The 26,289-nt window shown below is 59.2% G+C and carries 21 protein-coding genes; 3 read left to right on the top strand and 18 right to left on the bottom strand.

The window, feature by feature from the left end; genetic code table 11:
* Positions 1-72: 72 nt before the first annotated feature.
* The 8 genes from C3Y92_RS16225 to C3Y92_RS21295 all read right to left on the bottom strand — a co-directional run bounded on the left by C3Y92_RS16225 (position 73) and on the right by C3Y92_RS21295 (position 9,146).
* Positions 73-1,119, bottom strand: coding sequence for a branched-chain amino acid ABC transporter permease (locus C3Y92_RS16225; protein WP_129354279.1), 1,047 nt, complete (start codon positions 1,117-1,119; stop codon positions 73-75).
* Between the two features lie 3 nt (positions 1,120-1,122).
* Positions 1,123-2,010 carry a branched-chain amino acid ABC transporter permease gene (locus C3Y92_RS16220; protein WP_129354277.1) on the bottom strand — a complete coding sequence of 296 codons (888 nt, stop codon included), beginning with the start codon at positions 2,008-2,010 and terminating at the stop codon, positions 1,123-1,125.
* Between the two features lie 58 nt (positions 2,011-2,068).
* Positions 2,069-3,988 (bottom strand): AMP-binding protein, encoded by a 1,920-nt coding sequence (locus C3Y92_RS16215; protein ID WP_165352132.1) that lies wholly within the window; start codon positions 3,986-3,988, stop codon positions 2,069-2,071.
* 142 nt (positions 3,989-4,130) lie between these two features.
* The gene (locus tag C3Y92_RS16210; protein ID WP_129354273.1) at positions 4,131-4,913 is read right to left on the bottom strand and encodes an ABC transporter ATP-binding protein; all 783 of its coding nucleotides are present in this window, start codon (positions 4,911-4,913) and stop codon (positions 4,131-4,133) included.
* Positions 4,913-5,572, bottom strand: a complete 660-nt coding sequence (locus tag C3Y92_RS16205) for a CBS domain-containing protein (RefSeq protein WP_129354271.1) — start codon at positions 5,570-5,572, stop codon at positions 4,913-4,915. The genes C3Y92_RS16210 and C3Y92_RS16205 overlap by 1 nt, the downstream gene beginning before the upstream one ends.
* A 115-nt stretch (positions 5,573-5,687) precedes the next feature.
* Complete coding sequence (locus C3Y92_RS16200; protein ID WP_129354269.1) at positions 5,688-5,972, bottom strand: hypothetical protein; 285 nt, start codon at positions 5,970-5,972, stop codon at positions 5,688-5,690.
* Between the two features lie 446 nt (positions 5,973-6,418).
* Positions 6,419-8,431, bottom strand: coding sequence for a S8 family serine peptidase (locus tag C3Y92_RS16190; RefSeq protein WP_129354267.1), 2,013 nt, complete (start codon positions 8,429-8,431; stop codon positions 6,419-6,421).
* 403 nt (positions 8,432-8,834) lie between these two features.
* Positions 8,835-9,146 (bottom strand): hypothetical protein, encoded by a 312-nt coding sequence (locus C3Y92_RS21295; protein ID WP_207214001.1) that lies wholly within the window; start codon positions 9,144-9,146, stop codon positions 8,835-8,837.
* A 101-nt stretch (positions 9,147-9,247) separates the two neighbouring features.
* On the opposite strand from C3Y92_RS21295, the gene C3Y92_RS16180 reads away from it, so the two are divergent.
* Genes C3Y92_RS16180 through C3Y92_RS16170 form a run of 3 tightly spaced genes read left to right on the top strand, consistent with a single transcriptional unit; the run spans position 9,248 to position 12,871 of the window.
* Positions 9,248-10,561 carry a hypothetical protein gene (locus C3Y92_RS16180; protein ID WP_129354265.1) on the top strand — a complete coding sequence of 438 codons (1,314 nt, stop codon included), beginning with the start codon at positions 9,248-9,250 and terminating at the stop codon, positions 10,559-10,561.
* Positions 10,545-11,654, top strand: coding sequence for a histidinol-phosphate transaminase (gene hisC / locus C3Y92_RS16175; protein WP_129354263.1), 1,110 nt, complete (start codon positions 10,545-10,547; stop codon positions 11,652-11,654). Before C3Y92_RS16180 ends, hisC begins: the two co-directional genes overlap by 17 nt.
* On the top strand, positions 11,651-12,871 hold the full coding sequence (locus tag C3Y92_RS16170; protein ID WP_129354261.1) for an MFS transporter: 1,221 nt from the start codon (positions 11,651-11,653) through the stop codon (positions 12,869-12,871). Before hisC ends, C3Y92_RS16170 begins: the two co-directional genes overlap by 4 nt.
* Positions 12,872-13,055: 184 nt before the next feature.
* Here the strand turns inward: C3Y92_RS16170 and C3Y92_RS16165 are convergent, their stop codons facing one another.
* From C3Y92_RS16165 to C3Y92_RS16120, 10 genes are all read right to left on the bottom strand, one after another.
* Positions 13,056-13,883, bottom strand: a complete 828-nt coding sequence (locus tag C3Y92_RS16165) for an FAD binding domain-containing protein (protein WP_129354259.1) — start codon at positions 13,881-13,883, stop codon at positions 13,056-13,058.
* Positions 13,880-14,365 carry a (2Fe-2S)-binding protein gene (locus C3Y92_RS16160; RefSeq protein ID WP_129354257.1) on the bottom strand — a complete coding sequence of 162 codons (486 nt, stop codon included), beginning with the start codon at positions 14,363-14,365 and terminating at the stop codon, positions 13,880-13,882. The genes C3Y92_RS16165 and C3Y92_RS16160 overlap by 4 nt, the downstream gene beginning before the upstream one ends.
* Complete coding sequence (locus C3Y92_RS16155) at positions 14,362-16,641, bottom strand: xanthine dehydrogenase family protein molybdopterin-binding subunit (protein ID WP_129354255.1); 2,280 nt, start codon at positions 16,639-16,641, stop codon at positions 14,362-14,364. The genes C3Y92_RS16160 and C3Y92_RS16155 overlap by 4 nt, the downstream gene beginning before the upstream one ends.
* A 7-nt stretch (positions 16,642-16,648) precedes the next feature.
* A complete protein-coding gene (locus C3Y92_RS16150) occupies positions 16,649-17,941 on the bottom strand; it encodes a GNAT family N-acetyltransferase (protein ID WP_129354253.1) in 1,293 nt (430 codons plus the stop codon).
* A gap of 723 nt (positions 17,942-18,664) precedes the next feature.
* Complete coding sequence (locus C3Y92_RS16145; RefSeq protein ID WP_129354251.1) at positions 18,665-19,054, bottom strand: hypothetical protein; 390 nt, start codon at positions 19,052-19,054, stop codon at positions 18,665-18,667.
* A 70-nt stretch (positions 19,055-19,124) separates the two neighbouring features.
* On the bottom strand, positions 19,125-20,153 hold the full coding sequence (locus tag C3Y92_RS16140) for a TerC family protein (protein ID WP_129354249.1): 1,029 nt from the start codon (positions 20,151-20,153) through the stop codon (positions 19,125-19,127).
* Between the two features lie 109 nt (positions 20,154-20,262).
* Entirely contained in the window at positions 20,263-21,129 is an 867-nt protein-coding gene (locus C3Y92_RS16135) for a zinc metalloprotease HtpX (RefSeq protein WP_129354247.1), read from the bottom strand.
* A gap of 74 nt (positions 21,130-21,203) precedes the next feature.
* A complete protein-coding gene (locus C3Y92_RS16130; protein ID WP_165352131.1) occupies positions 21,204-22,232 on the bottom strand; it encodes a Tim44 domain-containing protein in 1,029 nt (342 codons plus the stop codon).
* A gap of 561 nt (positions 22,233-22,793) precedes the next feature.
* Positions 22,794-24,803, bottom strand: a complete 2,010-nt coding sequence (locus C3Y92_RS16125; protein WP_129354243.1) for a HAMP domain-containing methyl-accepting chemotaxis protein — start codon at positions 24,801-24,803, stop codon at positions 22,794-22,796.
* Between the two features lie 67 nt (positions 24,804-24,870).
* Complete coding sequence (locus C3Y92_RS16120; RefSeq protein WP_129354241.1) at positions 24,871-25,380, bottom strand: chemotaxis protein CheW; 510 nt, start codon at positions 25,378-25,380, stop codon at positions 24,871-24,873.
* Positions 25,381-26,289: the final 909 nt, after the last annotated feature.

Here is a 26,289-nt window from a genome sequence, read left to right as displayed (position 1 = left end):
GGGATGTCCGGTAATCCCCTGGCCTGACGGCTTGCGCCGCGCCCCGACAGTCCGCCGCCTTGCGGCGCAGGGCTAATGGGCAAAGGGATAGAGCTTCCAATAGGATTTGACGAGCCGCCAGCGGTTGGCCAGCCCTTCGGGTTCAAAGATGAGAAACAGGACCAGGACCAGGCCAAAGACGCCTTCCTTCATGGCCAGCAGCGCGCCGCTTAAATCCGTGAAGGCCGCGCCGGCATGTTGGGCGATGAAATTGAGCAGTTCCGGCAGGATGGTAATAAAGACTGCGCCGAAAACGCCGCCGATGACGCTGCCCAGGCCCCCGATGATGATCATGGCCAGATAGCTGACCGACAGCCCTATGCCGAACTGTTCCGGGGTGATGTACATGGTGTAGGAGCCCCACAGCGCCCCGCCCACACCGGCCAGAAAGGAACTGAGGCCAAAGGCCCGCAGCTTGTAGGCGAAAAGGTCCACACCGACGATCTCGGCCGAGAGGTGGTAGTCGCGGATGGCCACAAAGGCCCGGCCCAGGCAGGTGCGCATGACGTTTCGCACGCAAAGGACGCACAAGGCGGCCACGGCCAGGGTCAGGTAGAACATCTTGAGGTCGGAATCAAAGGCGAAACCGAAGATGGACGGCGGATCAAGGGCCATGCCGCCGGAGCCGCCGGTGACGGCGTCCCAGTGGAGAAAGACGTATTCGAGGATGAGCTGGGCGGCCAGGGTGGCGATGGCCAGATAGATGCCTTTCAGGCGCAGGGAGGGCAGGCCGAAGACCATGCCGGTCAGCGCCGTGATGGCCCCGGCCCCGGGCAGAACCAGCAGAAAGGGCAGGCCCAGGTTGGCCAGATAGGCGGCCGAGTAGGCCCCGACCCCGAAAAAGGCTCCGTGGCCCAGGGAGATCTGGCCGCAGGAACCGGTGAGCAGGTTGAGCGACACCGCGCCGATGACGGAAATATTGATCAGGCACAGGATCGAGACGAGGTACTTGTTCATGGCCCAGGGTGCCAGGCACAGGGCCGCAAAAAAAAGGAGCATGGAAATTTTCAAGAACCGGCCGGGGAAAAGCTGGGCCTCGCCGGCATAGGTTCGGAAAAACAGTCCGCATTGTCCGTGCATGGGCTACACCCGCTCGATTTCCCGGGCGCCGAAGAGCCCGTAGGGTTTGATCATGAGAATGACGACGAGGAAGAGAAAAGCGGCCACGTCCTTGAAGCCCCCAAGGCCGAGAAACTCCTTGGCCGCGCCATCGCAGACGTTTTCCAGGACGCCGATGATAAGGCCGCCCAGGGCCGCGCCGAGCAGGCTGTCCAGGCCGCCGAGGATCACGGCCGGGAAGACCTTGAGGCCCAAATGCCCAAGCTGGGCGTTTATGCCGTTGATGTTGCCGAGGATGATCCCGCCGATGGAGGAGACCATGGCGGCGATGCACCAGGACAGGGCGAAGATGTTTTTAATCCCGATGCCCATGCTGGCGGCGGCCTGCTGGTCAAAGGCCGTGGCCCGCATGGCGATGCCCAGGCGCGAGTATTTGAAAAAGGCCGAGAAGATGAGGAAGAGGATGATGGAGAGGGCAAAGGCGGCCAGATAGACCGGGGCCACGGGCAGCCCGGCGATCATCACCGGCTCCTGGGGCAGCACCGGCGGAAAGACCTGGATCTGCGTGCCCCAGAACAGCTGGACCAGGGATTTGAGTACCGAGGACAGGCCGATGGTGACCATGACGACGCTGATGATGGGTTCGCCGATCATGGGCCGCAGGATGAGCCGTTCGATGGCGATGCCGAGAATGAACGAGAAGGCGAGCGTCAGGAAAAAGGCCGCCAGAAAGGGCAGCTTGGCCTGGACGGTCAGCGAAAAACAGATGTAGGCCCCGACCATGACCAGTTCGCCCTGGGCGAAATTGACCACCTTGGTGGCCTTGTAGATGATGACAAAACCCAGGGCCACGAGGCTGTAGATGCTGCCGATGACCAGCCCCGAAACAAGCAGTTGCAGATAATAGTCCACGCTCTCTCCTCATGCCCTGGCCGCAGGCGGCGGCCAAATTCTTCGCAACAGCGGCGAATCAGCCGGGACCGGCCGTCTCGGCCACGTTTTCCAGACGCAGTTCGCCGCACATCTCCCGGACGCTGGCGTCCTGGTAGGTGATCTCGGCCCGCAGATTGAGGCTGCAGGCGTCGGAGTAGAGCGCCTCGATGAGGCCGGCATAGCGCTCGCCGACCACTTTGCGGCGCACCTTGCGGGTGCGGGTCAGTTCGCCGTCGTCGGCGTCGAGTTCCTTAAACAGCAAAGCGAAGCGGCGCACCCGCATCTTGGGAGCCAACCCGGCGTTTATGCCGGCGATCTCGCCCTGCACCAGCCCGTAGACCTCGGCCTTGGCGGCAAGATCCTGGTAGGTGGTATAGGTGAGGCCCTTGGACTCGGCCCAGCGGCCGACGATCTCGGCGTCGATGCAGACGATGGCGGCCAGATGGTCGCGGGTGTGGCCGAGGACCACGGCTTCTTTGACGTAGGGCGAGAACTTGAGCTTGTTCTCCATGAACTGGGGCGAGAACTTGAAGCCGTCGGCCAGGGTCATGACGTCCTTGACCCGGTCGATGACCACCAGCCGGCCGGCGTCGTCGAAATAGCCGGCATCGCCCGAACGCAACCGGCCGTCGTCGGTGAGGGTTTCGGCCGTGGCCTCGGGGTTTTTGTAATAGCCGAGAAAGACCGACGGGCTTTTGGACAGAATCTCGCCGTCTGCGGCAATGGTCAGCTCGGTGTCCGGGATGGGCTGGCCCACCGAAGTGAAATCCACGGCCCCGTCGCGGTGGATGCAGGAGATGCCGGCGATTTCGGTCTGGCCGTATATCTGCTTAAGATTGACGCCCATGGCGTGGAAAAAGCGGAAGGCGTCGGGACCAAGGGCCGCGCCGCCGGTGCTGGCCGAACGGACGTTGGAAAAACCGAGCCGGTCTTTGAGCGCCCGGAACAGGCAGACCCAGGCGAGGAAATAGGCCAGACGCAGGGGCAGGCCCGGCTTGCGGCCGGCAAAGCGGGCATCGGCGTAGCGGATGCCGATGGGCAGGAGCTTTTCGTAGAGAAAGCGTTTGAGCGGCGTGGTCTCCATGATCTTGACCCGGACCCGGGCGGCCAGATTCTCCCAGACGCGCGGAGGGGAGAAGATGACGTGGGGACCGATCTCCCGGATGTTTTCCTGCACCGTGTCCGGGTCTTCGGGGAAATTGACGGTGAAGCCGAAAAGGAGCGCCGAGGCGGCGGCCATCATCTGCTCGCCCATCCAGGCCAGGGGCAGGAAGGAGACGAACTCGTCGGTGTCGCGCTTGGCGTCCACCAGCCCCAGGTTGTGGGCCATGGCCAGGAGGTTTTTGTGTGAGAGCAGGGCCAGCTTGGGCCGGCCGGTGGTGCCGGAGGTGGTGGCAATGAGGCAGGGATCATCCGGGGAAAGGGCCTGGGTCCAGGCTTCAAACTCGCCGGCCAGTTCGCGGCCAAGGTTGCGCACGGCCTCAAAGCTGACCAGTCCGGGTTCGTCCAGGCCGGCCAGGCCCTTGGCATCGTGGTAGACGATGTGGGCCAGATGCGGCAGCTCGGGGCGAAGGCCCAGGATCTTGTCCACCTGCTCCTGGTCTTCGGCGACGACCAGCCTTGCTTCGGACAGTTTGAAGATGTGGGCGATCTCCTCGGCCGGGGCGTCCTGGTACAGGCCCAGGGCAATGCCGCCAAGGGCCTGGATTGCCAGTTCGGCAAAGAGCCACTCGGGTCGGTTGTCGCCAATGAGGATGACGATGTCGCCCCGGCCCAGGCCGTATTTTTTGAGGCCGCCGGCAAATTCGGCCGCGGCGGTGAGGTAGTCGCTCCAGGAAAAGCGCTGCCACACGCCCCACTGTTTTTCGCGCAGGGCGGTCTTTGCGCCATGGGCGCGGGCGCGCCGCAGCAGCAGGCCGGGCAGGGTGTCGTCGTAGATTTTTCGGGCGTCGCCCATTGTCACATCCGCGTATCGGTTATCGGTTGCCGGACGCCTCGTGTCGCGTCCCTTAAACAATACGAGAGTATTTTTTTAAGAAAATGCATGGTTTTAGCATGTTGCCGACGAAACATGCTGTGTTCTTTTCGAGGACGCGACACTAGCGTCCCAGAAACACCGCGTCTTCGCCGCCGAGGTAGGCGGCCACCACGGCCGGATCGGCCATGACCGCTTCGGGCGGGCCTTCGGCCAGCACCCGGCCGAAATCCAGGACCACCACCTTGCTGGAGATGTCCATGACCACGCCCATGTCGTGCTCGACGAGCAGCACGGTCATGCCCCATTCTTCATTGATATCGAGAATATAGCGGGCCATGTCCTCGGTTTCCTCAAGATTCATGCCGGCCATGGGTTCATCCAGCAAAATGAGGTCGGATTCGGCAGCCATGGCCCGGCCGAGTTCCACCCGTTTTTGCACGCCGTAGGGCAGCTTGCCGGCCGGATGGTGGCGGTAGGGCGAAAGCCGCAGGAAATCGATGACGTCCTCCACCCGGCGGCGGTGGGCGTCCTCGGCCCGTCGGGCCGGCCCGAAATAGAGGATGGAGGCCAGCAGACCGTAGTCCATGCGGGCGTGGCGGCCGACCATGAGATTATCGAGCACCGAAAGGCCCTTAAACAGCGCGATATTTTGAAAGGTGCGCGACAGGCCAAGGCTGGTGCGGGCGTGGGCCGGCACGGCCAGCAGATCGCGCCCGCCCAGGCTGATCCTCCCGGAGTCCGGGGTGTAGCGGCCGCTTATGCAGTTGAGCATGCTGGTCTTGCCGGCGCCGTTGGGGCCAATGAGCGAGACGATGCCGCCTTTTTCCACGGTGAAGCTCACACCGGTCAGGGCGGCGATGCCCCGAAAGGTCAGGGTGACGTTATCGATTTCCAAAAAGGCCATCAGCTCGTCCACTCCTCTTCAAAGTCGGCGGCGGACACCAGCCGGTAGCCCTTGCGCTCGATGGCCCCGGCCACCAGATACGGATCGTCCACTGCCAGCCGGATGACCACCATGCGCCGGTCGTTGTGATAAAAGGTGCCGGTGGCGATGATGCTGACGCCAAGATCGTTGATGATGCCGGAGACTTCATGAAGGACGCCGGTGCGGTCTTCCACCTCGAAGACAATGCGCGAACCGCCTTGCTTCAGCCCCATTTCCTCGACCAGCACGTCAAGCATGACCGAGCGGGTGATGTAGCCCACGAGCTTTTGCTGGTCGCCCACCACGGCCAGTCCGGCCAGATTTTTTTGGTGCATGATTTCGGCGGCCTGCTCGATCTCCATTTCCGGATGCACGGCGATGATGTCCTTGCGCATGATTTTTTGCACGGTGAGCTTGGACAGGAGGTAGAGCGCCTCGTGCTTTTCCAGGGTGGTCATGATGGAGGGCAGGGCCAGGGCGATGTCTTCCTTGCGCACGTAGCCGAGCAGCTTCCTGTCGTCGTCAACGACAAGAAGCATCCAGAAATCGCTGCCTGTAAGCAGTTTGTCCGCGTCAAGAACCGGCGTTTGCGGCGTGACTTTTTTGAAGTCCTTGAGCATCTTGAGACCGACGTACATAATTCGCCCCCCCCGGAGGATGCGATGCGTGCGCGCCTCCGCTGCTGTGCAGGGAAGCTTGGAAAGAAGCCTGTTCTGATGGTGCTGATGAGAGCCGTTGAAAGAAATTTCATTGTTAACGTATTGACCAATAAAACATGTTATTTCCTTTGGGTGTCTCGGTCAAGGCTGAAGCAATGTAGTTGTTCTGGAAACAGTTAGCATGCTTAGCAGTTTGTGGACATGCGGTGCTTTCGTCATGGCGCTGTGGTTTCGAAGCGTCCCTTATTCCGTTCTCTGCTCGCCAGTCATTGCCAACATTCTGATTTTCACTAATAATTTCAGTCAGCCAAGTGCGGCGTTGGTCTGCAGGCAGCCTGGCGCCGGCATGGCGCATCAGCTTGCCCACGGCCGCGACCATGCCTCCTCCGTGTCGGATGCGTATGACGCATCGAAATCGGATGCCGTATAGAGCCGCCACCGCCCGGATTGTTCGCAGAGAGGCCGTGGGCGCGACTGTCCCGTGTTGCCAGATATCCCGGGCCAATCAAGCGGAGAAAGGGGGCGACCCGGCGGAAATTGAGTGCAACGCCGACAAGGTCAAAGGATTGGTGCTCAAGACCTGCTTCCTGAAAAAAGCATGACCGGCCGGGGCTCCCCGGCCGGTCATGGCCGCTTCGCAGACCGACAGCGGCAGACGTGCGAAATCACGGCGCATTCGGCTTGTCGCCGAGGAATAGGTCATTCCCCAATCGCCTCCGTCGGGAAAGCCCCCAGGGGAAAGAGGCTCCCGGATAACCATTCCCCTGAAATTCTATCTGGCGTGGGGCGGCTCCAGTTAAATTCCAGGACCTCCTTTCTTAGAAGCTAGGATGCAAGAATGCCCGTAGCCCCCGCAAATCCCGGCGCATAGAGGGCGGAAACGGCGTAGATGCCATCCGCGAAGGACAATACGTCGATATTGCGCAGCAGGTCGGTTCCCTCGGGGCCGGAGACCGTCACGGCGTCATCTTGTCGCACGAGCTGGTAATCGAGCCTTGAGCCCGTATAGACGGCGGTATCGACGCCCTTCTGGCCGCCATCGAGCACGTCGTCACCAAGGCCACCCATGAGGATGTCGTTTCCGCGTCCGCCGAAAAGATAATTGTCCGCGACGTCACCCACCAGCCCGTCGTCCCCATCCCCGGCGTAAACAGTTTCCACGGCCGTTCCAGCGGCGAGGACAAGCGGTGTTCCGTCCACCAGCCCAAGCGTTCCGGGGGTCAGGTTGACCACACTGCCCGAGGAGACGGCGGCGACGTTGACGACGTCGTCCCCTGAGGTGTCCAAGAGAATGGTCCGAGCCGGGTCGCTCGCGGCCATACCCGAGTATTCGTTGGTGTAGACGTACAGCGAATCGTCGGAGGCTTCCTTGCCGTAGAAATCGATTTTCCAGGAATTGAGGGTCCCCGTCAGGTTATTCCCTTGGGCGTCGGCCACGTAGAGAGTCCAGGTCCCTTTGGAGTTCTCCCCGAGGTGGAAGGTTGAGGACAGGGACATGTCCACCGGCCATGCGGCGTTTTTCGTCGGCCAGGCTTGGTCCAGGAGCAGGCTTTCGGTTCCGGATGGCGAGACCAGCAGGATGCGCAGGTCCGAGGAGCTTTCATGTTCCATGTCGAAGGAGACGACCACCCGCTCGACGTCGATGTCCTCGATCACGGCGATGGAGGAGGTTACATACCCTTGACCATCGGGGATGGTCTGCCCGACCTCGACGGAGCTTTCGGCTGTAGCCAGATTGGCGTAGGTGTTTTGCCCTTCCCAGGTCTCTGACAAGCGTACGGCAGCCAGGGCGTCCACAAGGCCGTAGCCAACGTCGCGGCTGACATGCATGCCGCCGCCGTTCCAGTTGGTCGCTCCGTTGATGGCCCAATTCCCTTCGGGGTCCACATTGCGGGCGGTAAGAGCGAGGATGTCTTGAACATCCCGGTAGCCGAGGTCCGGGTTGGCTTCGAGCATAAGCGCGACCACACCCGTCACTTCGGGCGCGGCGGCCGAAGTGCCCCCGAAATCATAGGCATAGTCCCCCTCAGGCGAGGGGGCCGTGTTGTAGCCCTCGTAGCCCATGCGGTCCGTCGTCACGACACCGCAGACCCAGTTCCCGTCGATCCTGTCGTCCGAAGGGGCGGCCACGAGGACATTCGTCCCGGGGCTACTATAGAAGGTCGGTACGCCGTCATGGTTCACAGCGGCCACGGCGATGACGAAGGGCGAGCGCTTCGTGGCATCCGTGTTGGAATCGCCGGATATGTTACGATTGTTGCCCGCCGAGAAGACGACCACAGTTCCGAGGCCGTCGCGTCCGTATTGGACGGCATTTTCGATGGCCGCTTGGACATTTGGGGTGTTGGCGACGTACCCCGAATCCCCCCAACTATTGTTCACCACGTCGAAATACTCTTGCGCATAGGAGAATATGGCCGCGCTCTCGGCGGTGAGCGCCTCGTCGCTTATGGATTCGGGCGGCTCTCCCAGGGTGAGGTGCACGATTCCGAGGGTCGCGCCCGGAGCCACCCCCGTGCCCCCGAGGCCATTGTCCGCGACGGCACCAATGACGCCCGACACGCTCGTTCCGTGCATGTCTTCCTTGCTGACCGGCAGGCCACGGTTGTCGGGGCGCAGGAAGTCGAAGCCCAGGGCCGGGTCCTCGTTGGCGGCGAGATCCGGGTGGTCCGTTTCTGTGCCGTCGTCGATGACGCCCACAACCACGCCCGATCCATCGTAATCTTCCCAGACCCTTACCACATTGAGGTCGATGCCCGGCGTTCCGCCGCTTTGGCCGGTGTTGAGAAGGTGCCACTGGAGAGGAAAAAGCGGATCGTTGGGGAGGGCATCGCTCATGGCGGGTCTTTGCTCCGTGATAGACTCTAGAGGGATGATAACTTTGTATCCGAAAGCACCTTGTGGGAACGTTGGCCCCTCAAATCACCAAAGAAACGATCATCGGCCATGCCGGGTTTGCAGCGATACAGGGGGTGCTCGCCTATAGATTCAGGGTATTCTACTCTGTCTAGAATGGGAAGAGTCGGCTGCTCAGGCCTTGAGACTTGGCATTCCCCGCCCCCTGACATTTGGACATTGGGTCGCCCCGGACAACCGTTCCTCTCTTTCCGGCCAGATATTTCAATGGTTTACGGAGATAGTCCGTAGCCCTTTTCTCGATGGATAACCTCGTGGCCTGGGATTCCAGGGGAATGGTTATCCGGGGTTGTAGCACGACGGGTAGATTTGTTCACAACGACGTTTAGTTTTGAAGCTCTACCGGTCGAATGGACCTTTTGCGTGGCCACCAAGTTGTGATGGCAGACGCCGGGAACCCACTTGCCCAGTCCCCAGCGGCGGGCCATGTCATAAAGATAGGGCCGCTCACCCAATCCAGGATGCGGCCATGGAAGCGTTCCCATTGGGCCAGCTTTCCGGGCAGCGCCTTTTCGCCGATGAGCAGGATCGCGGCGCGCGACGCCTCGTACAGATCCCGCACCAGCTCCACGGCGTTGCGCTCGACCACATGGTCCATTTCGTCGATGATGAGCGGCCGGCCGTGTAAACCACCCATTGGGTTTTTCCCCTTTTCATTGCAATTGCCAAAGAAATAGGAGAGATAAGGACATCGTTGACCACGCGATGCTTGGTTGAAACCTTGTCTGGGGAGGCGATATGCCTGACGATCTGTGTGTCTCGATGGAGATTCCTCCGGACACCGCCTTTGCCTGTCCGGTGGCAGGCGCGGCCCAGACCTTGGCGCAGCGTGCAGGCTTCGGCCAGCGGGAAAGCTACCGATTCCAATTGACTGTCGAGGAATTTTGCCTCTGCCTCATCGGGCTGGCGCAGGCCGACGAACCGTTGCGTATCGACATGACCGGAAAACGGTATCTGCTTCGCGCCGCCTTCTCCTTTAAGGCGGCCGATCTTTCCTTGGGCGGACTCAATAGCACGGCCTGCTCCGTTGGCCGGGAGAACGGCGAGATGCCCCGCGACCTGGGATTGCTGCTGGCTGCCCAGGCGGCGGACCGCTTCCGCCTCGATCATCGAGGCGGTGACCAGTTTTGCATTGTGGCCGAAGTGGACCGGCGCTATCCGGCTCTGACACCCGTCCACGCACCCGAGCAGACGCGCCCGCCCTACAGGCTCGCTTTGGCTCTTGACCCGGCGCGTCTTTCCCAGGCCGCCGCCTTGGCCATGAGTGTCTATCCGGCCTGGCAATGCCCTGGCAGTTTCCGCACGCCCGAAAAATTCGCCGATCTCGTCGCCGACGGCCAGGTTGCCTGCGTGTGTGCCCTTGACGCGGCCGGGCAAACTGTGGGGCTTCTCACCTGGAATCGGTGTAGCGATCAGGCGCTTTACTTTTCCGGCCCCTTTGTCTTTGCAGCCAAGCAAGCGCGGGGCGACGTGGCCAGAGTGCTGCTCGACGGCTTTCTGGAAGCCGTGGCCCGGGAGCATTACGCTATAGTGCTGGGCTTTCGGTCCTCCGACGATCTTATCCCAGGCTATTTCGAGCCGCTTGGTTCCCTGCAAGCCTGCGCCGAGACGGGTTGCGATCGGCAACCAGTGGTCTTTCGGCATCTGCGGGAGGATACCGGCATGGCCGTGTGGTGCAGCCCGAGCATCGAAAACTTTCTGCGCCAGACCTACGAGCGGCTGGCCATGCCCCGGGACATTCTCCCGGTCGAGGCCCCGGCCGGCCGGCCCCGGCGCGAATCGCTGCTTGGCACCTTGCTCGACCGTCACCGCGATCTGGCGGAACTGCGTCCGTTTCTGGACGGCCAGGACATGGCCGCCAATCTGGCCGCCAGTGTGGCGGCCATCCGCGACAAGGGCATCCATCGCATCCTCTATTACATGGACCTGTCCCGCCCCTGGGAGGCCGCTCTGGCCGATGACTTGATGCAGTCGGGGTTCTCCCCGAAAGTCGTGCTTCCTCACGGGGGGCAGGGCGACATGGTTGTATGGCAGCATGACCAGGATTCTTGAACGCATCCCGGACTATGTCCGGCACTTCGAACGCTACGTCCCGAGTCGCCCCGATCCTGTCCTCATGCGCCAATACGGCGCATCGTATCTGTATCGGCTCAATAACAACGAAAACACCCTGGGGCCGCCGCCCCTGGCCCGGGAGGCTATCGCTGCGTTCCCGGCCGAACGGGCCGCCGTCTATCCGAGCGGCGACGCCTATGACCTGCGCCAGGCCCTGGCTACCCGGTTTGGCAAGTCCCCGGACCAGTTTCTGGTCGGCAACGGTTCTTGTGAGGTCATCGGTTCCGTCATCCGGGCCTTCTGCGGTCCGGGCGATGCCATTGTCACTGCGGACAAGACTTTTGCCGTGTACGAATGGGTGGCGAAGTTTTCCGGCGTCGAGACACGGCTGGTTCCGCTTACGAAGCAGGCCCTGGCCCCGGCGGCCATGCTGGCGGCCGTGACAGAGAACACCAGGGTTGTTTTCGTGTGCAATCCCAACAATCCCACCGGCTCCTGGTGGAACAGGGCGACCCTGGAGCGTTTTTTGGCCGGTCTGGACAGCCGGGCGCTGGTGGTGCTCGACGAAGCTTACCGGGAATACCTGGACGATCCGGATTTCCCGGACGGCATGGAGATCATGGAACGCCACGACAACGTCCTGGTCTTTCGCACCTTTTCCAAGATGTACGGTCTGGCCGGATTTCGGGTGGGCTATTTGTGCGGCTCCTTGGAGGCGGTGGACATCGTGCGCCGCACCCACATCGCCTATTCCGTCAATAGCCTGGGGCAAATTGCCGCAACAGCGGCCCTGGCCGACGATGCCGGCCATATTGCGGCCACCCGGCAGATGGTGGCTGCGGCCAAAAGCGCTCTGCACGATCTCTTTGATACCCTGGGACTGGAATATGTCAGCGGAGCCGGCAATTTTATTATGGTCCGTACACCCATGTCCGACACCCTGCTCTATCGCAAGCTCATGCAGAAAGGGGTGATGGTGCGCACCATGACCGGCTTCCGCTATCCCAACTGGATTCGGGTCTCCATGGCCGAGGCCCCGGCTATGGAGGCTTTTGCCAAGGCTTTTACAAGCGTGTTGGACACCCCATGACCGAGGACAACCAGCTGACCCAAGCCGAGCGACTTTTCACCTACGATTTTAAGGTGTTGCTCCTGGCGGCCACCTTCGGGTTTTGCAACATCGCCATTTTTTACGGCTTCGAAACCTATCTGGCGCGCCTGGGCATTGATCCGGCCTGGCGGGGGTGGCTGCTTGGCGCAGAGCCTCTGGCCGCCTTTTGTCTGCGGCCTTTTTTGAGTGTCCTTGTCACGCCGCGAAACGCCTTGCCCCTGGTCCGGGCTTCCCTGATCGGTATGGGGCTGGCCCTTTGCGCCTACCAGTTCGCCCGGGGGATCGGCCCGATCCTGGCCGTACGCCTGTTTCACGGCGTCTCCTTTGTCTTTCTGGTCAGCGCCGTCACCGTGCTGCTGGCCCAGATCATCCCGAAAGCGCTTGCCGGCCGGGCTTTTGGCTATTTCTCCCTGTCCTCTCTTGTGCCCTATGCCCTCATGCCGCCGCTGGCCGAATGGCTGTTGCCGCGTCTGGGCCGGGAGGACCGGGTCTATGCCGTCTGTTCAATTCTGGCGCTGCCGGCCCTGGCCCTGCTTGCGCCGCTTGGCAAGCGCTTGAAGCGACAAGCAAAGGCCGGCCTGGCCGGTGCAGGACGGCCGACGGTGTCCGATGTGCTCCAGACCCTGGCCCTGCCGCCGATACGGTTGGTCCTTTTGGCTAACCTGTGCCTTTTCATGAGCACCACGCTGATCTTTTTTTTCATCAAACCCTTTGCCGTGGGCCTGGGGCTCGCCGATCCCGGCCTTTTTTTCACCGTGTCCACGGGCGCGTCCATGGCCGTGCGGGTTCTGGCCGGGCGGTATTTCGACCGGTTGCCCAAGGAAACCGTTCTGGTCGGGGCTTTAGTCTGTCTGGCCGCCTGCATGGTCGGCTTTGCTGCAACGACGGGGCAGACCCGGCTGCTGGTCCTGGCCGGTGCCTATGGCTTATGCCTGGGGGTCGCCCTGCCGCTTATGAGCGCGGTCATGTTTGGCTACTCCCCACCGGCCATGCGCGGGACGAATCTCAACCTGATGCTTTTTATGATGGATACGGCCTATGTCTTCGGCCCGATTGCGGGTGGGGCCATCCTGGCGGGGGGAGCCGGCTATCCGACGCTGTTTTTCACGTCCTGCGCCTTTGCGGCCGGGGCGGGCTTGCTGGTGGTCCCGCTGGTCGCCGCCAGCCGGCGGCAGGCGCGGCCAGCCGCTGGCTAGTGTCGCGTTCGGGAATGCCATGCCCTACTGGGTGCGGTAATAACCCGTAATCATTATTTCTATTCACAAAAAAACATAAATGTTTTTTGCGAACGCCACACTAGCGGCCAGACAGAAAAGCAGCCGGCCAGCAGCTGACGGCAAGCGGCTGGTCAGCCGCAGAGGGCAAGGCGCTGGCCAGGATCTAAATCGTCAGCAGGCGCAGGGGCAGCTTGCCGGCCACTTCCCGACGGTAGGCGGCCGTGGCCCGGATGTCGTTGATGGGCGAGATACGCTTTCGAATCAACTGCCCGGCCGCGAGCAGGGTTTCCCGGTCCAGCCGGCCCCCGCACAAAAGCGCCTCGGCTTCCCGGCAGCGCACCACGGTCGGGGCCAGACTGCCCACAGCCAGCCGGGCCTCGGTCACCTGTCCGGCCTCGTCCCTGACGACCAGCGCGGCCAGACTGGCCACGGCAATGGCCAGAGCGTCGCGCCGTCCCACTTTCTCAAAATGGTGCAGCGCTCCGGCCGGGGGCAGCGGGACGAGGAATGCCGCCAGGATTTCGCCCGGGGCAAGGGTCGTGCGCCCCGGGGCGACAAGAAATTCGGACACGGGCAGACGGCGTGCGCCGTCCCGGGAAACCAGCTCCACCAGGGCGTCCAAGGCGTAGAGCGGCGGCAGGGTGTCGCCGGCCGGCGAGGCGGTAATACAGTTGCCGCCGAGGGTGCCCATGTTGCGGATAAGCGGCGAGCCAAGGGAGGTAAGCGCCTGGGCCAGGACCGCTAAGCGCTCTCGGACCACCGGATGGCGCAGCACGCGGGCATGGGTGGCGGTGGCCCCGATGCGAAGCCAGCCTGCCTCGCTCACGATGCCGTCCAGGCCGGCAATCCCTTCGAGCAGGGCGACTTCGCCAAGCGACCGGCCCCGGCCCCGCGTCAGCAGGTCGGTTCCGCCGGCCATGGGGCGCGCGCCGTCGTCCAACAGCGGCCAAAGCGCCGCCAGCGAAGTCGGCCGATGGACCCGGCCGATCATGACTCTTCCCCGCGCATGGTCGCAGCCGCCGCCAGGACCGCATCCACGATTTTGACGTACCCGGTGCAGCGGCACAGATTGCCGGACAAGGCCTGTCGCACGGTTCCCCGGTCCGGGGCAGGATCGTTGGCCAGAAGTTCGGCAGCCGCAATGGTCATGCCCGGCGAACAATAGCCGCACTGCACGGCGCCGTGGACGGCAAAGGCCGTCTGGACGGGATGCGGCGCTTCGGGCGTGCCAAGGCCTTCGGCCGTGGTCACCTCATGGCCGTCAAGTTGGGCCGCCAGCATGAGACAAGACAGTCTGGCCACCCCGTCCAGGAGCACGGCGCATGCGCCGCATTCGCCCGAGCCGCAGCCCTCCTTGGTGGCGATAAGCCCAAAATCGTCCCGCAAGACATCGATGGCCCGCCGGGCGGGGTCGGTCGTCAGGCGCGCCGGACGGCCATTGAGCTGAAAGGCAATTTCCATAGGGTCGTTCATGCGTTCTTGTCCTCCAGGGCCGAAAGCACTGCCTCGGGGGCAACCGGCAGGCGGGTCACGTCCATTCCAATGGCGTCGTCAAGGGCCTGAGCCACGGCCGGACCGGGGCCGTGGATGCCGACCTCGCCCATGCCCTTGAGTCCCATGGGGCCTGATGGTTCGTCGTCGGGAAGGGCCAGACAGGCGATGTCCGGCAGATCCAGGGCGGTGGGTATCAGATAGGCGCCAAGGTCTGCTCCCCGGATGCGGCCCTGGTCTGGCGCCATGTCCTCAAAAAGGGTGAACCCCGCGCCTTGGGCGGTCGCGCCCTGGAGTTGCTGTTCAACGCCCGCCAGGGAAAAGACGCGGCCGCAGGCAACGACTGCCAGGCATTGGGCCAGCCTGACCGTGCCCGTCAGTTCGTCCACTTCGACCCCGCACAGGCAGGCCCCATAGGAATAGAAGCGGTGGGGGAAACCGAGCTTGAATGCATGGCCTGTATCGGGCGGGTCGGCCACCACCGGCATCACGAACTGGTCGATGCAGATCCGGTCATCGCGCAGAAGGAAACCGGCTAGCAGCGCCAGGGGGACTGTGCGACCGCTGGCCGGATCGAAGACGCCTCCGGGCACGAGGGTGAGCCGGTCCGGCGCATCGCAAAAAAGCGCCAGCGCGGCCCGGGTGCGCAATTTCTCCGCCATGGCCCGGCAGGCCCGGAGCAGGGCGTTGCCAAAGGTGTAGGTGGTGCGGCTGGCCGAGGACGAGCCGGCCGGCGGACAGACCCGGGTGTCGGGCTGGACGCAGGCAAACGCGGTCTCGGGCTGGCCAAGCGCCTTGGCGGCCATTGCCACGAAGGCCGCGGCATTGCCTTGCCCCATGTCCGGCACGGAGTTGTACAGGCGAAATGTTCCCTGGCGGGTCAGCTCCAGCTTGGCGGCGGCGTGGTCGGGCAGGCCCCGACCATAGCCCATGGCGTTGTGCACGGCGACCAACCCCACCCCGCGTCGAGTGAGCGGCGGGGCTGCCTGCTTCCAGGCCTGGCGTTGGCTCCAAAACGGATGGGCCATGGCCGCCTTGAGGCAGGCGGCGATGTCGGTTCCGGGTTCGACCGGCACGCCGACGGCGTTTTCCTCCCCTGTGCGCAAGGCGTTTTGCAGCCGCAAGGAGTCCACCGCCCGGCCAAGTCGTTTGGCCAGGAGATCCATGGCCCGTTCCACGGCAAAGGTTGCCTGGACCACGCCAAAGCCCCTAAAGGCTCCGCCCACGGGGTTGTTGGTGTAGGCGCAAAAGCCTTCGATGCGCGTATGGGGAATGCGGTACGGGCCGCCGGCGTGCTCCAGGCTCAGTTCCATGATCTCGCCGCTTAAGTGGGCATAGGGGCCGGCGTCAAAATGCATGGTGCAATCAAGGGCCGCAAGCGTGCCGTCGGCGTGAGCCCCCAGGCGGAGGTTTATGACGGCGGCATGGCGCTTGTAGCCGGCCAGGAAGGTTTCCTCGCGGCTCCAGACCATCTTGACCCATCGGCCCGGCAGACGCAGGGCGGCCAGGGCCAGCAGACACTGGACAGTGGCCCCGTCCTTGCCGCCAAAGCCGCCGCCGAGATAGGGCGCGCGGACGCGGATGCGCAGGGGATCAAGCCCCAGGGCCTGGGCAATCTCGAAGCGGTCCCGAAAAGGGGCCTGGGTGGAGACGATCATGTCCAGCAGGCCGGACGGCAGGAGCCGGGCCAGCCCGTTTGGCGGTTCCAGGAAGACATGGTCCTGCAGGGGCGTTTCAAATCGGCCCGCCACCACGACGTCGCAGCCGGCCAGGGCCGCCCCGGCCTGGCCCTTTTCCATAAGCCCATGGGCCAGCAGGTTGCCGCCCTCGCGGCCGGAATGCACCAGCGGAGCATCCGGCGATAGGGCCTGGACGGGATCAAAAACTCCGGGCAGCGGCTTCAAATCGACCTGGATGGCGGCCAGCCCGGCGGCCAGGGCCTCCCGGCTTTCGGCCACAACCAGGGCCACCGGGTCGCCGCAGTGCCGCACGACCTGCCCGCACAGCACCGGCTGGTCCTTGTGGACGATACCCTGGCGGTTGGTCCCCGGGACATCGGCGCGGGTCAGCACGGCAACGACGCCGGGCAGGCCTCGGGCGGGGGCGACATCCAGGCTGGCGATGCGGCCGTGGGGGAGGCCTGCCCGCCTGACCCCGGCCCACAGGCAGCCTGAGGGCGTTTCGTCTACGGCGTAGCGTTCGCAGCCGCAGGCCTTGGCCAGGGCATCGACCCGGGGAGACTCTGCTTGTCCAGCCATGTCCGCCTCAGCGCCCATAGGCGTGCCACTCAGCCTGGATATGCGCCAGAATCGCCTTGGCGCGGTCGGTGAACAGGCGCACGGCCTCGAAGTCCGGCGCTGTTGCCAACCGTTGGAACATGATGGCGTCGCCGTCGGGGAACCACAAAGGCATAAACCCTCCGAACACGTAGCTGCGTTGCCGCAGGGCCTTGACCGCAAAGGCCACGCCCGGGGAGGCCGTGTTGCAAAAAATCTGAACCACGGCCAGTCCCAGACGAACGGCCCGCTCCTCAATGGCGGCGACATGCCCGGGAAAATCCCGGCCGATGGTGGCGACCTGGATGCGTTCCACCTGGGCGAAGTCGAAAAGGCGGGCGTCGAGCACGGTTTCCGACGATTCGGGGACGTCGCTGGCGGCAAAATGCATATCCCGGTTCAGGGAAAAGCCAGTAAGGATTGGCTCCAACACCGGGCGGCAGTCTTCGGGCAGATAGAGCGGCAGCCGCTTGTCCCGATGCACCCGAAAACCCGTCATACAGGTGATCCGGCCGCAAGCCCCCTCCTTGGCATAGGCCCCGTCCGGCATGAGGGACAGTTCGATGCCGCAGGGCACGTAGCCTTGGCGGTCGCCGCTTTTCTGGGTGACGACATGGTTGCACACCGCCTCGCCGAAAAAGGCCTCGGCCCAGGTCATGGCGTAGGAGACCGCGTCGAGTTCCTTAAGAAGCCTGAAGGCCAGGGAGGTCTGGCGGTAGGCCGGATCGACCAAAAGTTGCCCCTGCTCATATACGGTCGGATTGGGCGGTGAACTGCGGTAATACGCCCCGTGGCCGACGATCTCGCCGGTTTCGGCCCTGGCCACCAGCGTCACCACGGCCTTCTGCTGGTTCAGGGCCACCAGCTTTTCCGGCACGATGTAATCCAGGACCGGATAGTTGGCGTCGTAGATGGTATAAAACAAGCCGGCCACGCCAAGTGCGTCCTGGGGGCGCATCCGGTCGATGACATAGGGCTTTCCGTGAGGGATTTCCGTCTTGTTTTTCACGATGCGGGCAATGGCCGCTCGTTTGAGCGTCTCGTCGTCCAGATGCCGGGCGACAAAGTCGAGCCAATCGTCCAGAGAGCCTTCCTGGCAAAGCGTTGCGGGCGCCTCAGGCACGCCCAGGGCTTCGGTCAGGCCCTGGGCCAGGGCGGCGCAACGCTCCGCTGCAAGGCCTTGGGCCGCCAGCGGCACATCCCGGGAGAGGGCGGCAACGGTTTCGCCCGGACATCCCGCTGTCGCCAAAAATGCCTTGAGCGTATCGATATCGCAGTCCATCGTTTCCTCTGCTCAGGCCCGCTGGCCTGGAACTCGTTCTTCGGTGCGAATGCGGCAATTTTCCCTGCTTGTTGCGCTGCGCGACAAGCTTCTCACGCCTGGGCAATTCCCCTGCCGGCGCCTGGGTGTGGTCAGCCCGCAACAGCTCTTCCACCACGGCAATGAAAGAAGGGTAGTCCAGAGAATCGACGCCCTGTCGCAACAGCGATCCAGCGGAGTGCAGTGGGCGGGCGACGGATTTTTTTTACCCTGGCCAGCCGCAGAGATTCTCGTACTTCCGTGTCGGTGACAAGGGGTAAGGCCCTGTATGCCCCGCCTTCAGCCGGCTTCAGTCCCTGGATTGGCCTAGGGTTTTCTTGGACAGTAACTGTGGCGTACAGCCTCGACCACGTATCGACGTTGCCAGTAAACCGTAGAACGAGGGCGCGCCTAGACACGGCAGACCAGCGCCAGCCCGTAGTTTTTCCCAGTGGAGGCCGAGGCGGCTTGGCTCATTTCCTCGACCTCCCCCGGGCCAAAGGGCGGTTTTGCTCCAGCCGGGCAATCTTCTCCCGAAACAGCTCGTTTTCCATGGCCTGCTCGCCAATCTTCTCGCGGAGCCGGCCGAATTCTGCGGATTCCTTGATTGGCTGCGGCTTCAGACCCGACTCCCCGGCCTCCAAGAAGATGTTGCGCTACTGAGACAACGTCGCGGCGGTCACCCCCAACTCCCGGCTCACCAAGTCAATGTCCTCGCCACGAAGCAGCCGCAGCACGGCCTGGGTCTTGTGACGCGCCCAGGTGGCGAATTGTCAGCAAAGCGGCCGAGGCTAGGCGTGCGCCCCTTAAAATGTGCACGCTCCGTTTATGCAGAGGGGGCAGCAGCAGCGCGAGTATGGCGGCTAAGATGACAGCATGGCGAAACGGCCACAGAAGTGATCCAAGAATGGCCACAGACGCAATGAATACGAGGAGCAAAAAAGGGTGATAAGATCTGGCGTATAAGGGACCGACATCATCCTCACCATCATTGCGGGCTTCTAAGGCCACCTCGGTATCGGGCACGCTTTGCGCCACTGGTGTTTTTGATGCGTTTGTCGTTTCCTGGGAAATAGTATCGTCTTGTTCGGACATGGTTCACTTTCCTGGCTTGGGGCATCATGCTGTGTCGACGACTGCTATCCCCACTGTGTACTGCTTAGCGTCAAGACTTACCATTCTTGTTGTCGTTCCGTGGCTGCTTGTCCGCTTCAACTTTTGGAGGGCTGCCCGGAACCCACCAACGGGTCGCATCTTTGAGAGCTTCTTCGGTGGGCATTTTCTGCGTTCGCAGCAACGAAAACAACATAGAGCTGCCGATGATCACTGCCGTGATAAACAAGGCCAGTTCTGTGGATACTATTTTTTCGCCGAACCAGGCGTTGACTATCATTTTCGCGCCTACGACCACGAGTACAAGAGACAGACCATATTTGAGATAATGAAACCGGTGAATGATACCCACGAGAGCAAAGTAGAGCGCCCTGAGACCGAGGATGGCGAAGACATTTGACGTATAAACGATGAATGGGTCGGTGGTAATGGCGAAAATGGCCGGAATGGAATCCAAAGCGAAGATTACGTCTGTGACTTCGACAAGTACCAGGACGATGAAGAGTGGCGTAATGAAGAGTGCGCCATTGCGTCGAACGAAGAATTTTTTGCCTTCGAAGTTTTCGGTCACCCGGAAGTGGCGACGCATAAAACGATTGATGTGGTTCTCGTCCAGGTTCGGTTCTTGTCCAACCGTAACCAGCATCTTTATTCCTGTGAAGACGAGGAACGCCCCAAAGACGTAGATGATTCCGTGGAAGGATTCAATAATCGCTGCCCCGGCCAGGATAAGCGCAGCGCGCATGATCAACGCGCCAAGAATACCCCAGAAGAGAACCTTGTGCTGGCAGTCCTTGGGAACGGAAAAGTGCATAAAGACGAGAACGAAGACGAAGATGTTGTCGATTGAGAGACTTTTTTCTATCAGATAGCCTGTCAGGTACTCTGTCGCAGCTTGGGGGCCAAGGAAGTAATGGATGCCGGCGCCGAAAGACAAAGCCAAAATGACATAGCCTAGGCTCAGCAACAACGCTTCGCGTACGCCGATCTCTCGTCCATGGCGGTGCAGGACGCCAAGGTCCAAAGCCAGTAAGGCCAGAACCAGCACATTAAAACCAATCCACATCCATGCACTATCCATGAATTCCCTCCCGCCTGTAACCGGTGACCATTCTCTCTCGTTTCGTCATTTACGCCACTGCCGTCAAGGTAGGGGCTGGACTGGCCTGGGTTCCGGTCCAACCACTTGGTCATGCGTTGGAGGGCATGGCCTCCAGACGTGCGATGCGTTCTTCCAGCGGCGGATGTGTACTAAAAAGTGAGGAAAATGTGGAACCGCTAAAAGGGGTTACGATAAACATGTGTGCCGTGGCCTGGTTGCCAGAATGCATGGGAATTCGGCCTGACCACATTCCAAGTTTTTCCAAGGCCCTGGCCAGTGCCTTGGGATCGCCAGCCAATTGGGCACCCGTGTCGTCGGCGAGGTACTCACGTGAGCGGGATATGGCCATCTGAACAAGCATGGCCGCGATAGGAGCAAGGAAGGCCATGAGCAGCGAACTGGCAAGACCGCCGCCACCGCCGCTTTCTTCCTCATCTCTGCCTCCGCCCAGACCGAAGATAGCTCCCCATTGGAGCATGTTGGCCACCGAGACAATGACCCCGCCAATGACCCCAGCAATACTTTGTACCAGGATGTCTCTGTTTTTGATGTGACCAATTTCATGCGCGATGACACCACGAAGCTCTGCGGGGGAAAGCAGGCGCATGATGCCTTCGGTCACGGCAACCACGCCATGCTTTGGGTTTCTCCCCGTGGCAAACGCGTTGGGTGCTTCCTCGGGGATAACATATATCCGTGGTTTGGGAATGCCTGCCTTGGCTGAAAGCTCCTCGACCATGTGGTGTAGGGCTGGGGCGTCATGAGGAGAGACCTCTTGGGCATGGTACATTTTCAGGACAATCCTGTCGGAAAACCAGTAGCTTCCCACGTTCATGACGAGGGCGAACACAATAGCTATGAGAAGGCCCGTTTGCCCACCCAAAGCTCGCCCCATGAGCAACATGAGGCTGGTGAGTAAGCCGAGCAAAAGAACAGTTTTGATTTGGCTTGTCATCTTTCCACCTGTAACTCTCGCGGCGGTTTCATTATGCCAAGCCCGGGGCCGTAGCCCCGGGCGGTTCGCTAAGACTACCTCTCCAACTGTTGGATGCCTTCAAGAATCCATTCTGGCTTTGAGGCAGACTGGTCACGACTGATGTGCCAGACTTCACGAATCTGAGAGGGCTGATCGTTGGCTTGGTTTTCGCGCAGCAGGACATCATAAAGTACCGAGATCACAGTCTGTGTTCCTTCTGTGCCGGCCTCGATGACACGAGCTTCGATCATGAGTATGTCGGTTTTGCCGGGTGTAGGGTCTTCACTCGCTTGGTGGGCGATTTCGGCATAGACTTCGGGGCTGGTGAACCCACGGATGTCGGTGAGGTCACGACGATCCCAGGAGGTCTGTAAGCGGTTGTAGAGAGCCTTGGCTCCGGAGAGGAACTCGGCCTCGTCCAGGCCAGCAGGCATGACAACAGGGGCTATGGTATCGTTTGGGCCACCAGAGGAGGCTGCGGTGGTTCGCAGAGAGCCCCAGGAACGTGACTCCTGATTCGGGGCGACATCCCCAGCAGGTCCAGCGGCATAGGCTAAGCGATCATGTACGCCGGGAGCGGGCTGCTCCATGCGGGTGGTTCCCCCCGCCTGCGCTCCACGCCGGGCACGGATGAATCGGAAGAGCAGGAAGCCGCCGACGCCGAGGAGCAACATTTCAAGGATTCCAAATCCGCCAAAGCCACCGCCAAAAAAGAGTGACCCTAACAGGCCACCCATGAGCAGGCCACCGACCATTCCCCCCATTCCGCCAAATTTTGAGAGAAACCCGCCAGGAGCCTTCGCCTGGGGTGGCGTTGACTGCATGTTCGATGCGCTCGTATTCGGGGGAGTGGGCTTATCGTAGCTCTTGGAATAGGAATCCTTGCTGCCAAAGGACTTGTTTCCGCCGAGCCGCTTGGCTTCAGCGAGATCAATAGACAGAAGGATTAAGGCCAGAGCAAGCAGCGGCAGGCTGAGCCAGCGCATGACAGTTGCCTGAGCAGGAGCATTGAGGCTGAGTGCTTTGGTGTGGGAATCGCCAGCCATCGGCTGATACGGGAAAAGGGGAAGACTTTTTTTCATGGGGCCTCCAGGTTGCCAGGTTAGGCTGGAGGTCCCGAATAAGAAAACGAGACATCCAGCATGATTACTCATGCTGAAGGTCTCGCTCATCGGTGGGGACCGACGGCAAGGCCAAGCGCCGGGTATAAGCGCCAGTACTGTTGACCTTGCCCGAAAGAGCTACTCCCCTTCAGTTGGTTTGAAACTTATACATCTCTTCGGCGATGTCAACAGTGGCAGCGGGGAATGCCTGTGTATTCCGGTGGAGTTAGAAAGAATATAGTTGGTTATAACATCAAGTCGCAAGCTCTTAGGCTCAAAGATGCTTGCGGGAGCCAGTCATCTAAGTTGGAAGCAAGCAGAAGCAACTGGTTGGGATTGTAGTCGCAAAAGTTGTACCCCATAACGCGGGCCGCCTTATCTATTCATCAGATTTTACTGACTATATATCAAAATATCGGCCAACAGACAAGGGTTCAGTTAGCCATTCGCGGGACAGGCTCTTCTATGGTGTGGGTAAGATTCATTTGTCGCCTCATCTGAAATGGGAGGAGGTCATTGACCTCCTCCCGTATTTACATGCTAGAATTTTTCGAAGTCGGAATCTTCCATATCCAGATCAATCTTTGCGGTAGATGTTTGCTTTCTGGCAGTGTGAACGACGCGTGAGCGTCCGGTAGGCAACGCTTTAGGAATTGAACGCCGTCTGTTAGCAGTAGTGCCAACTTGGAAGAATTCAATAGTGCTTTGGAGTTGTTCCGCTTGACTTGATAGCTCTTCGGATGTCGAAGCCATTTCCTCGGAAGCGGATGCGTTCTGTTGGACAACCTGATCAAGTTGAGTGATGGCTTTATTGATCTGGTCTGCGCCAGAGTTTTGTTCCATACTGGATGCAGCGATTTCCTGGACAAGGTCAGCTGTCCGCTGGATGTCTGGGACCATCTTGGTCAACATTTCCCCAGCTTGCTCAGCAATTCGAACACTCGAGGTCGAAAGGTCAGAAATTTCGGATGCAGCACTGCCACTCCGTTCGGCCAGTTTCCTGACTTCTGCGGCGACGACTGCGAATCCTTTACCGTGTTCACCTGCTCTAGCTGCTTCGATGGCGGCGTTTAGGGCTAACAGATTGGTCTGCCGTGCTATTTCTTCGATGATCGAAATTTTTTCAGCAATATTTTTCATGGCGGTCACAGCTGAAATGACAGCTTTTCCACCTTCTTGAGCGTCTTGTGCAGCTTTGACTGCAATTGACTGGGTTTGCTGGGCATTCTCAGCATTTTGTTTTATGTTCGAGGACATTTGCTCCATGGATGAAGAAATCTCCTCAACGCTGGCCGCTTGTTCTGTTGCGCCTTGAGACATGCTTTGAGCTGAAGCAGATAATTCTTCTGAACCTGAAGCGACATTCTCAGATGCAGATTGAATCTCAGCCACAACTTCACGCAATTTTACAACCATAGTGTTAAGGGATGCTGCCAAAATACCGATTTCGTCTTTTTGATCTATTTCAAGGGTTTTAGTGAAATCTCCGTTAGACATGGCTTCGGCAAACTGAACACCCTTTTGAACTGGTCCCGTAATTGCTTTTGTTAAAACGACTGAAACGATAATACCTAGGAGAAGAGCGATAGAAAGTCCTGCAACCATGGTAGTTGAGGCAGTCCCAAGACTTGTGACTGCTTCCTTCGAAATTTCACTTGTTTGATCCATACCTGCAAGTGAGGTCTGAGCCGCAGCACTTAAAACTGCTTGGCCGATTTCTGTCCTTTTAACGTTGATCTTTTGTAATTCATTCCAATTTGTAACTAGACCTGTCATCGCAGATTTGTAGGCTTGTGCAGATTCACTCGTTGTTGCTAGCTGCCTAATATTTGCTTCAGCAAACGTTATCACTTTTATTTTTGTCAGCAAATCTTCAATCTTTGGGAAGTTACTCATCGCTCCTTCAAGAATTTTAGGTTCTCGAAGTGCTTGAGCTTTCCAAACCAAAATACGTGTTTCATTTCCGATGTCTATGACGTCATTGATCATAGAAACTTTACTAGTTCTTTCCTTAAGCTTGTCGCCAGATGCGCCGTTAGCGATTTCTTTGGCGAGAGCTTCTTCTTGACTTTTAAGAAAATCGTTCGAATTTTTCATGTAACTAGCAGCCGCAGTATCAAGAAGCTTTCGGTCTTTATCTAACGCTTGGATTTGAGCAACTGTCTGATCTGCTAATTTTGAATACTCGTTGACTTTACCTTGGGCTAAAGCCACGTTTTCTCGTAGCTTGACCAAATCAGTATACTTGTCAGCATGTGATTTTGCGTCAGATAAATACTTTTGAACCTGATTGAGTTCTTTTTTTCCTTCATCAAGAAAGGAAGTTTCTTCTGAAAGACTATATCCGCGCCATGCGTACATTGTCAAAAACGAAGAGCGTTCAACGTTGTTGGCAATAGCTACTTCTGGGACATACTCGTCTGATAATCTTTTTGCATTGTGCTCAACTGTGGTCATATTAAATATGGCCATACCGCCAAGAGAGCATGCAATTAGTATGAGGATGCCAAATCCAATGCCAATTTTCATTCCAAGTTTAAGATTTCGCATCTCATCCTCCTGATTAGTATTTGGTCAGTTCAAAATGAAGTTGCGACGGTCCATTTTGAAAGAATGTTTAAAGAGCTATGGCAGTTTGTTCGTTCTCCACAGCATCAAGAACGATCGCTAACTCTTGTGAGCTGAAAACTTTGTTGATGTCCAAAATTATGATAAATACTTCATCTGACCGACCCATCCCGACAATAAAATCTTTTCGAATGGCAGTGCCCATCTTTGGCGGTGGTTCGATTTGTCCCGTATCCATCTCGTACACTTCTCGTACAGAATCAGAAAGAATGCCGAAAACAGTTTGGTCGCCTTCAAAATTAACTTCTGTAATTATGATGCACGTATTGATGGTTTTTTCGGTTTGCCCAAGGCCGAGCTTTACTTTGAGGTCGACTACTGGGACTGCGTGACCTCTTAAATTGATGACACCACAGATATAGTCCGGTGTCTTAGGCATTCTGGTGATTGTCACATACTCAAGAACTTCTCTTACGTGATTGATACTTAAGGCGTATAACCCTTTTTCTAGGGTAAAAGTTAAGTACTGGTCATCGCAGCTATCTGTTGGTTCTTTCATCGAATTCCCCCGCCAGGTTTCCGGGTTTCAGGGTGAGTGACCGTGCTATTTCTTTCGATGAAGCATCCCGACGTTGTGGCTGTGCTAAAAAAAGACGTTCGAGTTAGTGTAAAATTCATATCCACTCTCGCATATCGCTTAGGACACGCTGATAGGAGATTGAAGTGTATCTGCTTTTTACCGCTGATGCAAAACACTTTCAAGATAAATGTTTTAGTAAAAGGCGTTGCACATACGAGTCTGAAGTGGTATTTTTCGAAGTTGCGGCAAAATGCAGATCCTTGCATTGTGTTGTATCAGTTTTGGCATAAGTTAAATTTGGCATAAGTTCCAACAGCACATTTCCTAAACTTTTCCCTTGACCTCTCAGCCCGTGGGAGTGTAATCTCCTCCGACCAACGACGAGCCAACAAGCGCCAACGTCTTTGGTACCCGAAAATTTCTGGAGAATGGAAAATTTAGGGTTGACTTCGGGAAGCGTTCGGAATAGATATCCCCTTCCCTGATTCTGTTTATAGGAGCGTAGCTCAGGGGGAGAGCACTTGCTTGACACGCCACAAGCAGGATTTAACCCCCTGAAATCTTTAAAGAAGCCCCTTTCAAAAAGTGATCTCGTTGGCGAGTAGCCAACGGGATTTTTTGTTTTTTATAGGTCTGTTTTCGGCCTGGTTGGCGCATCTGTGGTCGGACTGTGGCGGTCCAGCCAACTCGGTTTCTATTTCCCGCCGATTCTCCTGATCCGTCCCAATTCTCCTGGTCCATCCAATGTCCAACTGGTCAAAAACGAAATTTCTTTCGTTTTTGAGGTAGACTATGGGACTGGATGGCAGAATCCTGTTATGGGACATGCCGTTTTGGACTAAAGTCAGCATTTTCTGTGTATTTTCAGGTTGTTCCCGGGATTAGCTG

Source organism: Solidesulfovibrio carbinolicus, assembly GCF_004135975.1.
GTDB classification, from domain to species: domain Bacteria; phylum Desulfobacterota; class Desulfovibrionia; order Desulfovibrionales; family Desulfovibrionaceae; genus Solidesulfovibrio; species Solidesulfovibrio carbinolicus.
This window is presented reverse-complemented; position numbering and strand designations above follow the sequence as displayed.

Excerpts from the sequence above, each read along its gene's own strand:
- C3Y92_RS16225 (WP_129354279.1), bottom strand. The coding sequence starts at position 1,119 with ATGCACGGACAATGCGGACTGTTTTTCCGAACCTATGCCGGCGAGGCC.
- C3Y92_RS16215 (WP_165352132.1), bottom strand. The coding sequence starts at position 3,988 with ATGGGCGACGCCCGAAAAATCTACGACGACACCCTGCCCGGCCTGCTG.
- C3Y92_RS16210 (WP_129354273.1), bottom strand. The coding sequence starts at position 4,913 with ATGGCCTTTTTGGAAATCGATAACGTCACCCTGACCTTTCGGGGCATC.
- C3Y92_RS16205 (WP_129354271.1), bottom strand. The coding sequence starts at position 5,572 with ATGTACGTCGGTCTCAAGATGCTCAAGGACTTCAAAAAAGTCACGCCG.
- C3Y92_RS16200 (WP_129354269.1), bottom strand. The coding sequence starts at position 5,972 with ATGGTCGCGGCCGTGGGCAAGCTGATGCGCCATGCCGGCGCCAGGCTG.
- C3Y92_RS16190 (WP_129354267.1), bottom strand. The coding sequence starts at position 8,431 with ATGAGCGATGCCCTCCCCAACGATCCGCTTTTTCCTCTCCAGTGGCAC.
- C3Y92_RS21295 (WP_207214001.1), bottom strand. The coding sequence starts at position 9,146 with ATGGGTGGTTTACACGGCCGGCCGCTCATCATCGACGAAATGGACCAT.
- C3Y92_RS16180 (WP_129354265.1), top strand. The coding sequence starts at position 9,248 with ATGCCTGACGATCTGTGTGTCTCGATGGAGATTCCTCCGGACACCGCC.
- hisC (WP_129354263.1), top strand. The coding sequence starts at position 10,545 with ATGACCAGGATTCTTGAACGCATCCCGGACTATGTCCGGCACTTCGAA.
- C3Y92_RS16170 (WP_129354261.1), top strand. The coding sequence starts at position 11,651 with ATGACCGAGGACAACCAGCTGACCCAAGCCGAGCGACTTTTCACCTAC.
- C3Y92_RS16165 (WP_129354259.1), bottom strand. The coding sequence starts at position 13,883 with ATGATCGGCCGGGTCCATCGGCCGACTTCGCTGGCGGCGCTTTGGCCG.
- C3Y92_RS16160 (WP_129354257.1), bottom strand. The coding sequence starts at position 14,365 with ATGAACGACCCTATGGAAATTGCCTTTCAGCTCAATGGCCGTCCGGCG.
- C3Y92_RS16155 (WP_129354255.1), bottom strand. The coding sequence starts at position 16,641 with ATGGCTGGACAAGCAGAGTCTCCCCGGGTCGATGCCCTGGCCAAGGCC.
- C3Y92_RS16150 (WP_129354253.1), bottom strand. The coding sequence starts at position 17,941 with ATGGACTGCGATATCGATACGCTCAAGGCATTTTTGGCGACAGCGGGA.
- C3Y92_RS16145 (WP_129354251.1), bottom strand. The coding sequence starts at position 19,054 with ATGTCCGAACAAGACGATACTATTTCCCAGGAAACGACAAACGCATCA.
- C3Y92_RS16140 (WP_129354249.1), bottom strand. The coding sequence starts at position 20,153 with ATGGATAGTGCATGGATGTGGATTGGTTTTAATGTGCTGGTTCTGGCC.
- C3Y92_RS16135 (WP_129354247.1), bottom strand. The coding sequence starts at position 21,129 with ATGACAAGCCAAATCAAAACTGTTCTTTTGCTCGGCTTACTCACCAGC.
- C3Y92_RS16130 (WP_165352131.1), bottom strand. The coding sequence starts at position 22,232 with ATGAAAAAAAGTCTTCCCCTTTTCCCGTATCAGCCGATGGCTGGCGAT.
- C3Y92_RS16125 (WP_129354243.1), bottom strand. The coding sequence starts at position 24,803 with ATGCGAAATCTTAAACTTGGAATGAAAATTGGCATTGGATTTGGCATC.
- C3Y92_RS16120 (WP_129354241.1), bottom strand. The coding sequence starts at position 25,380 with ATGAAAGAACCAACAGATAGCTGCGATGACCAGTACTTAACTTTTACC.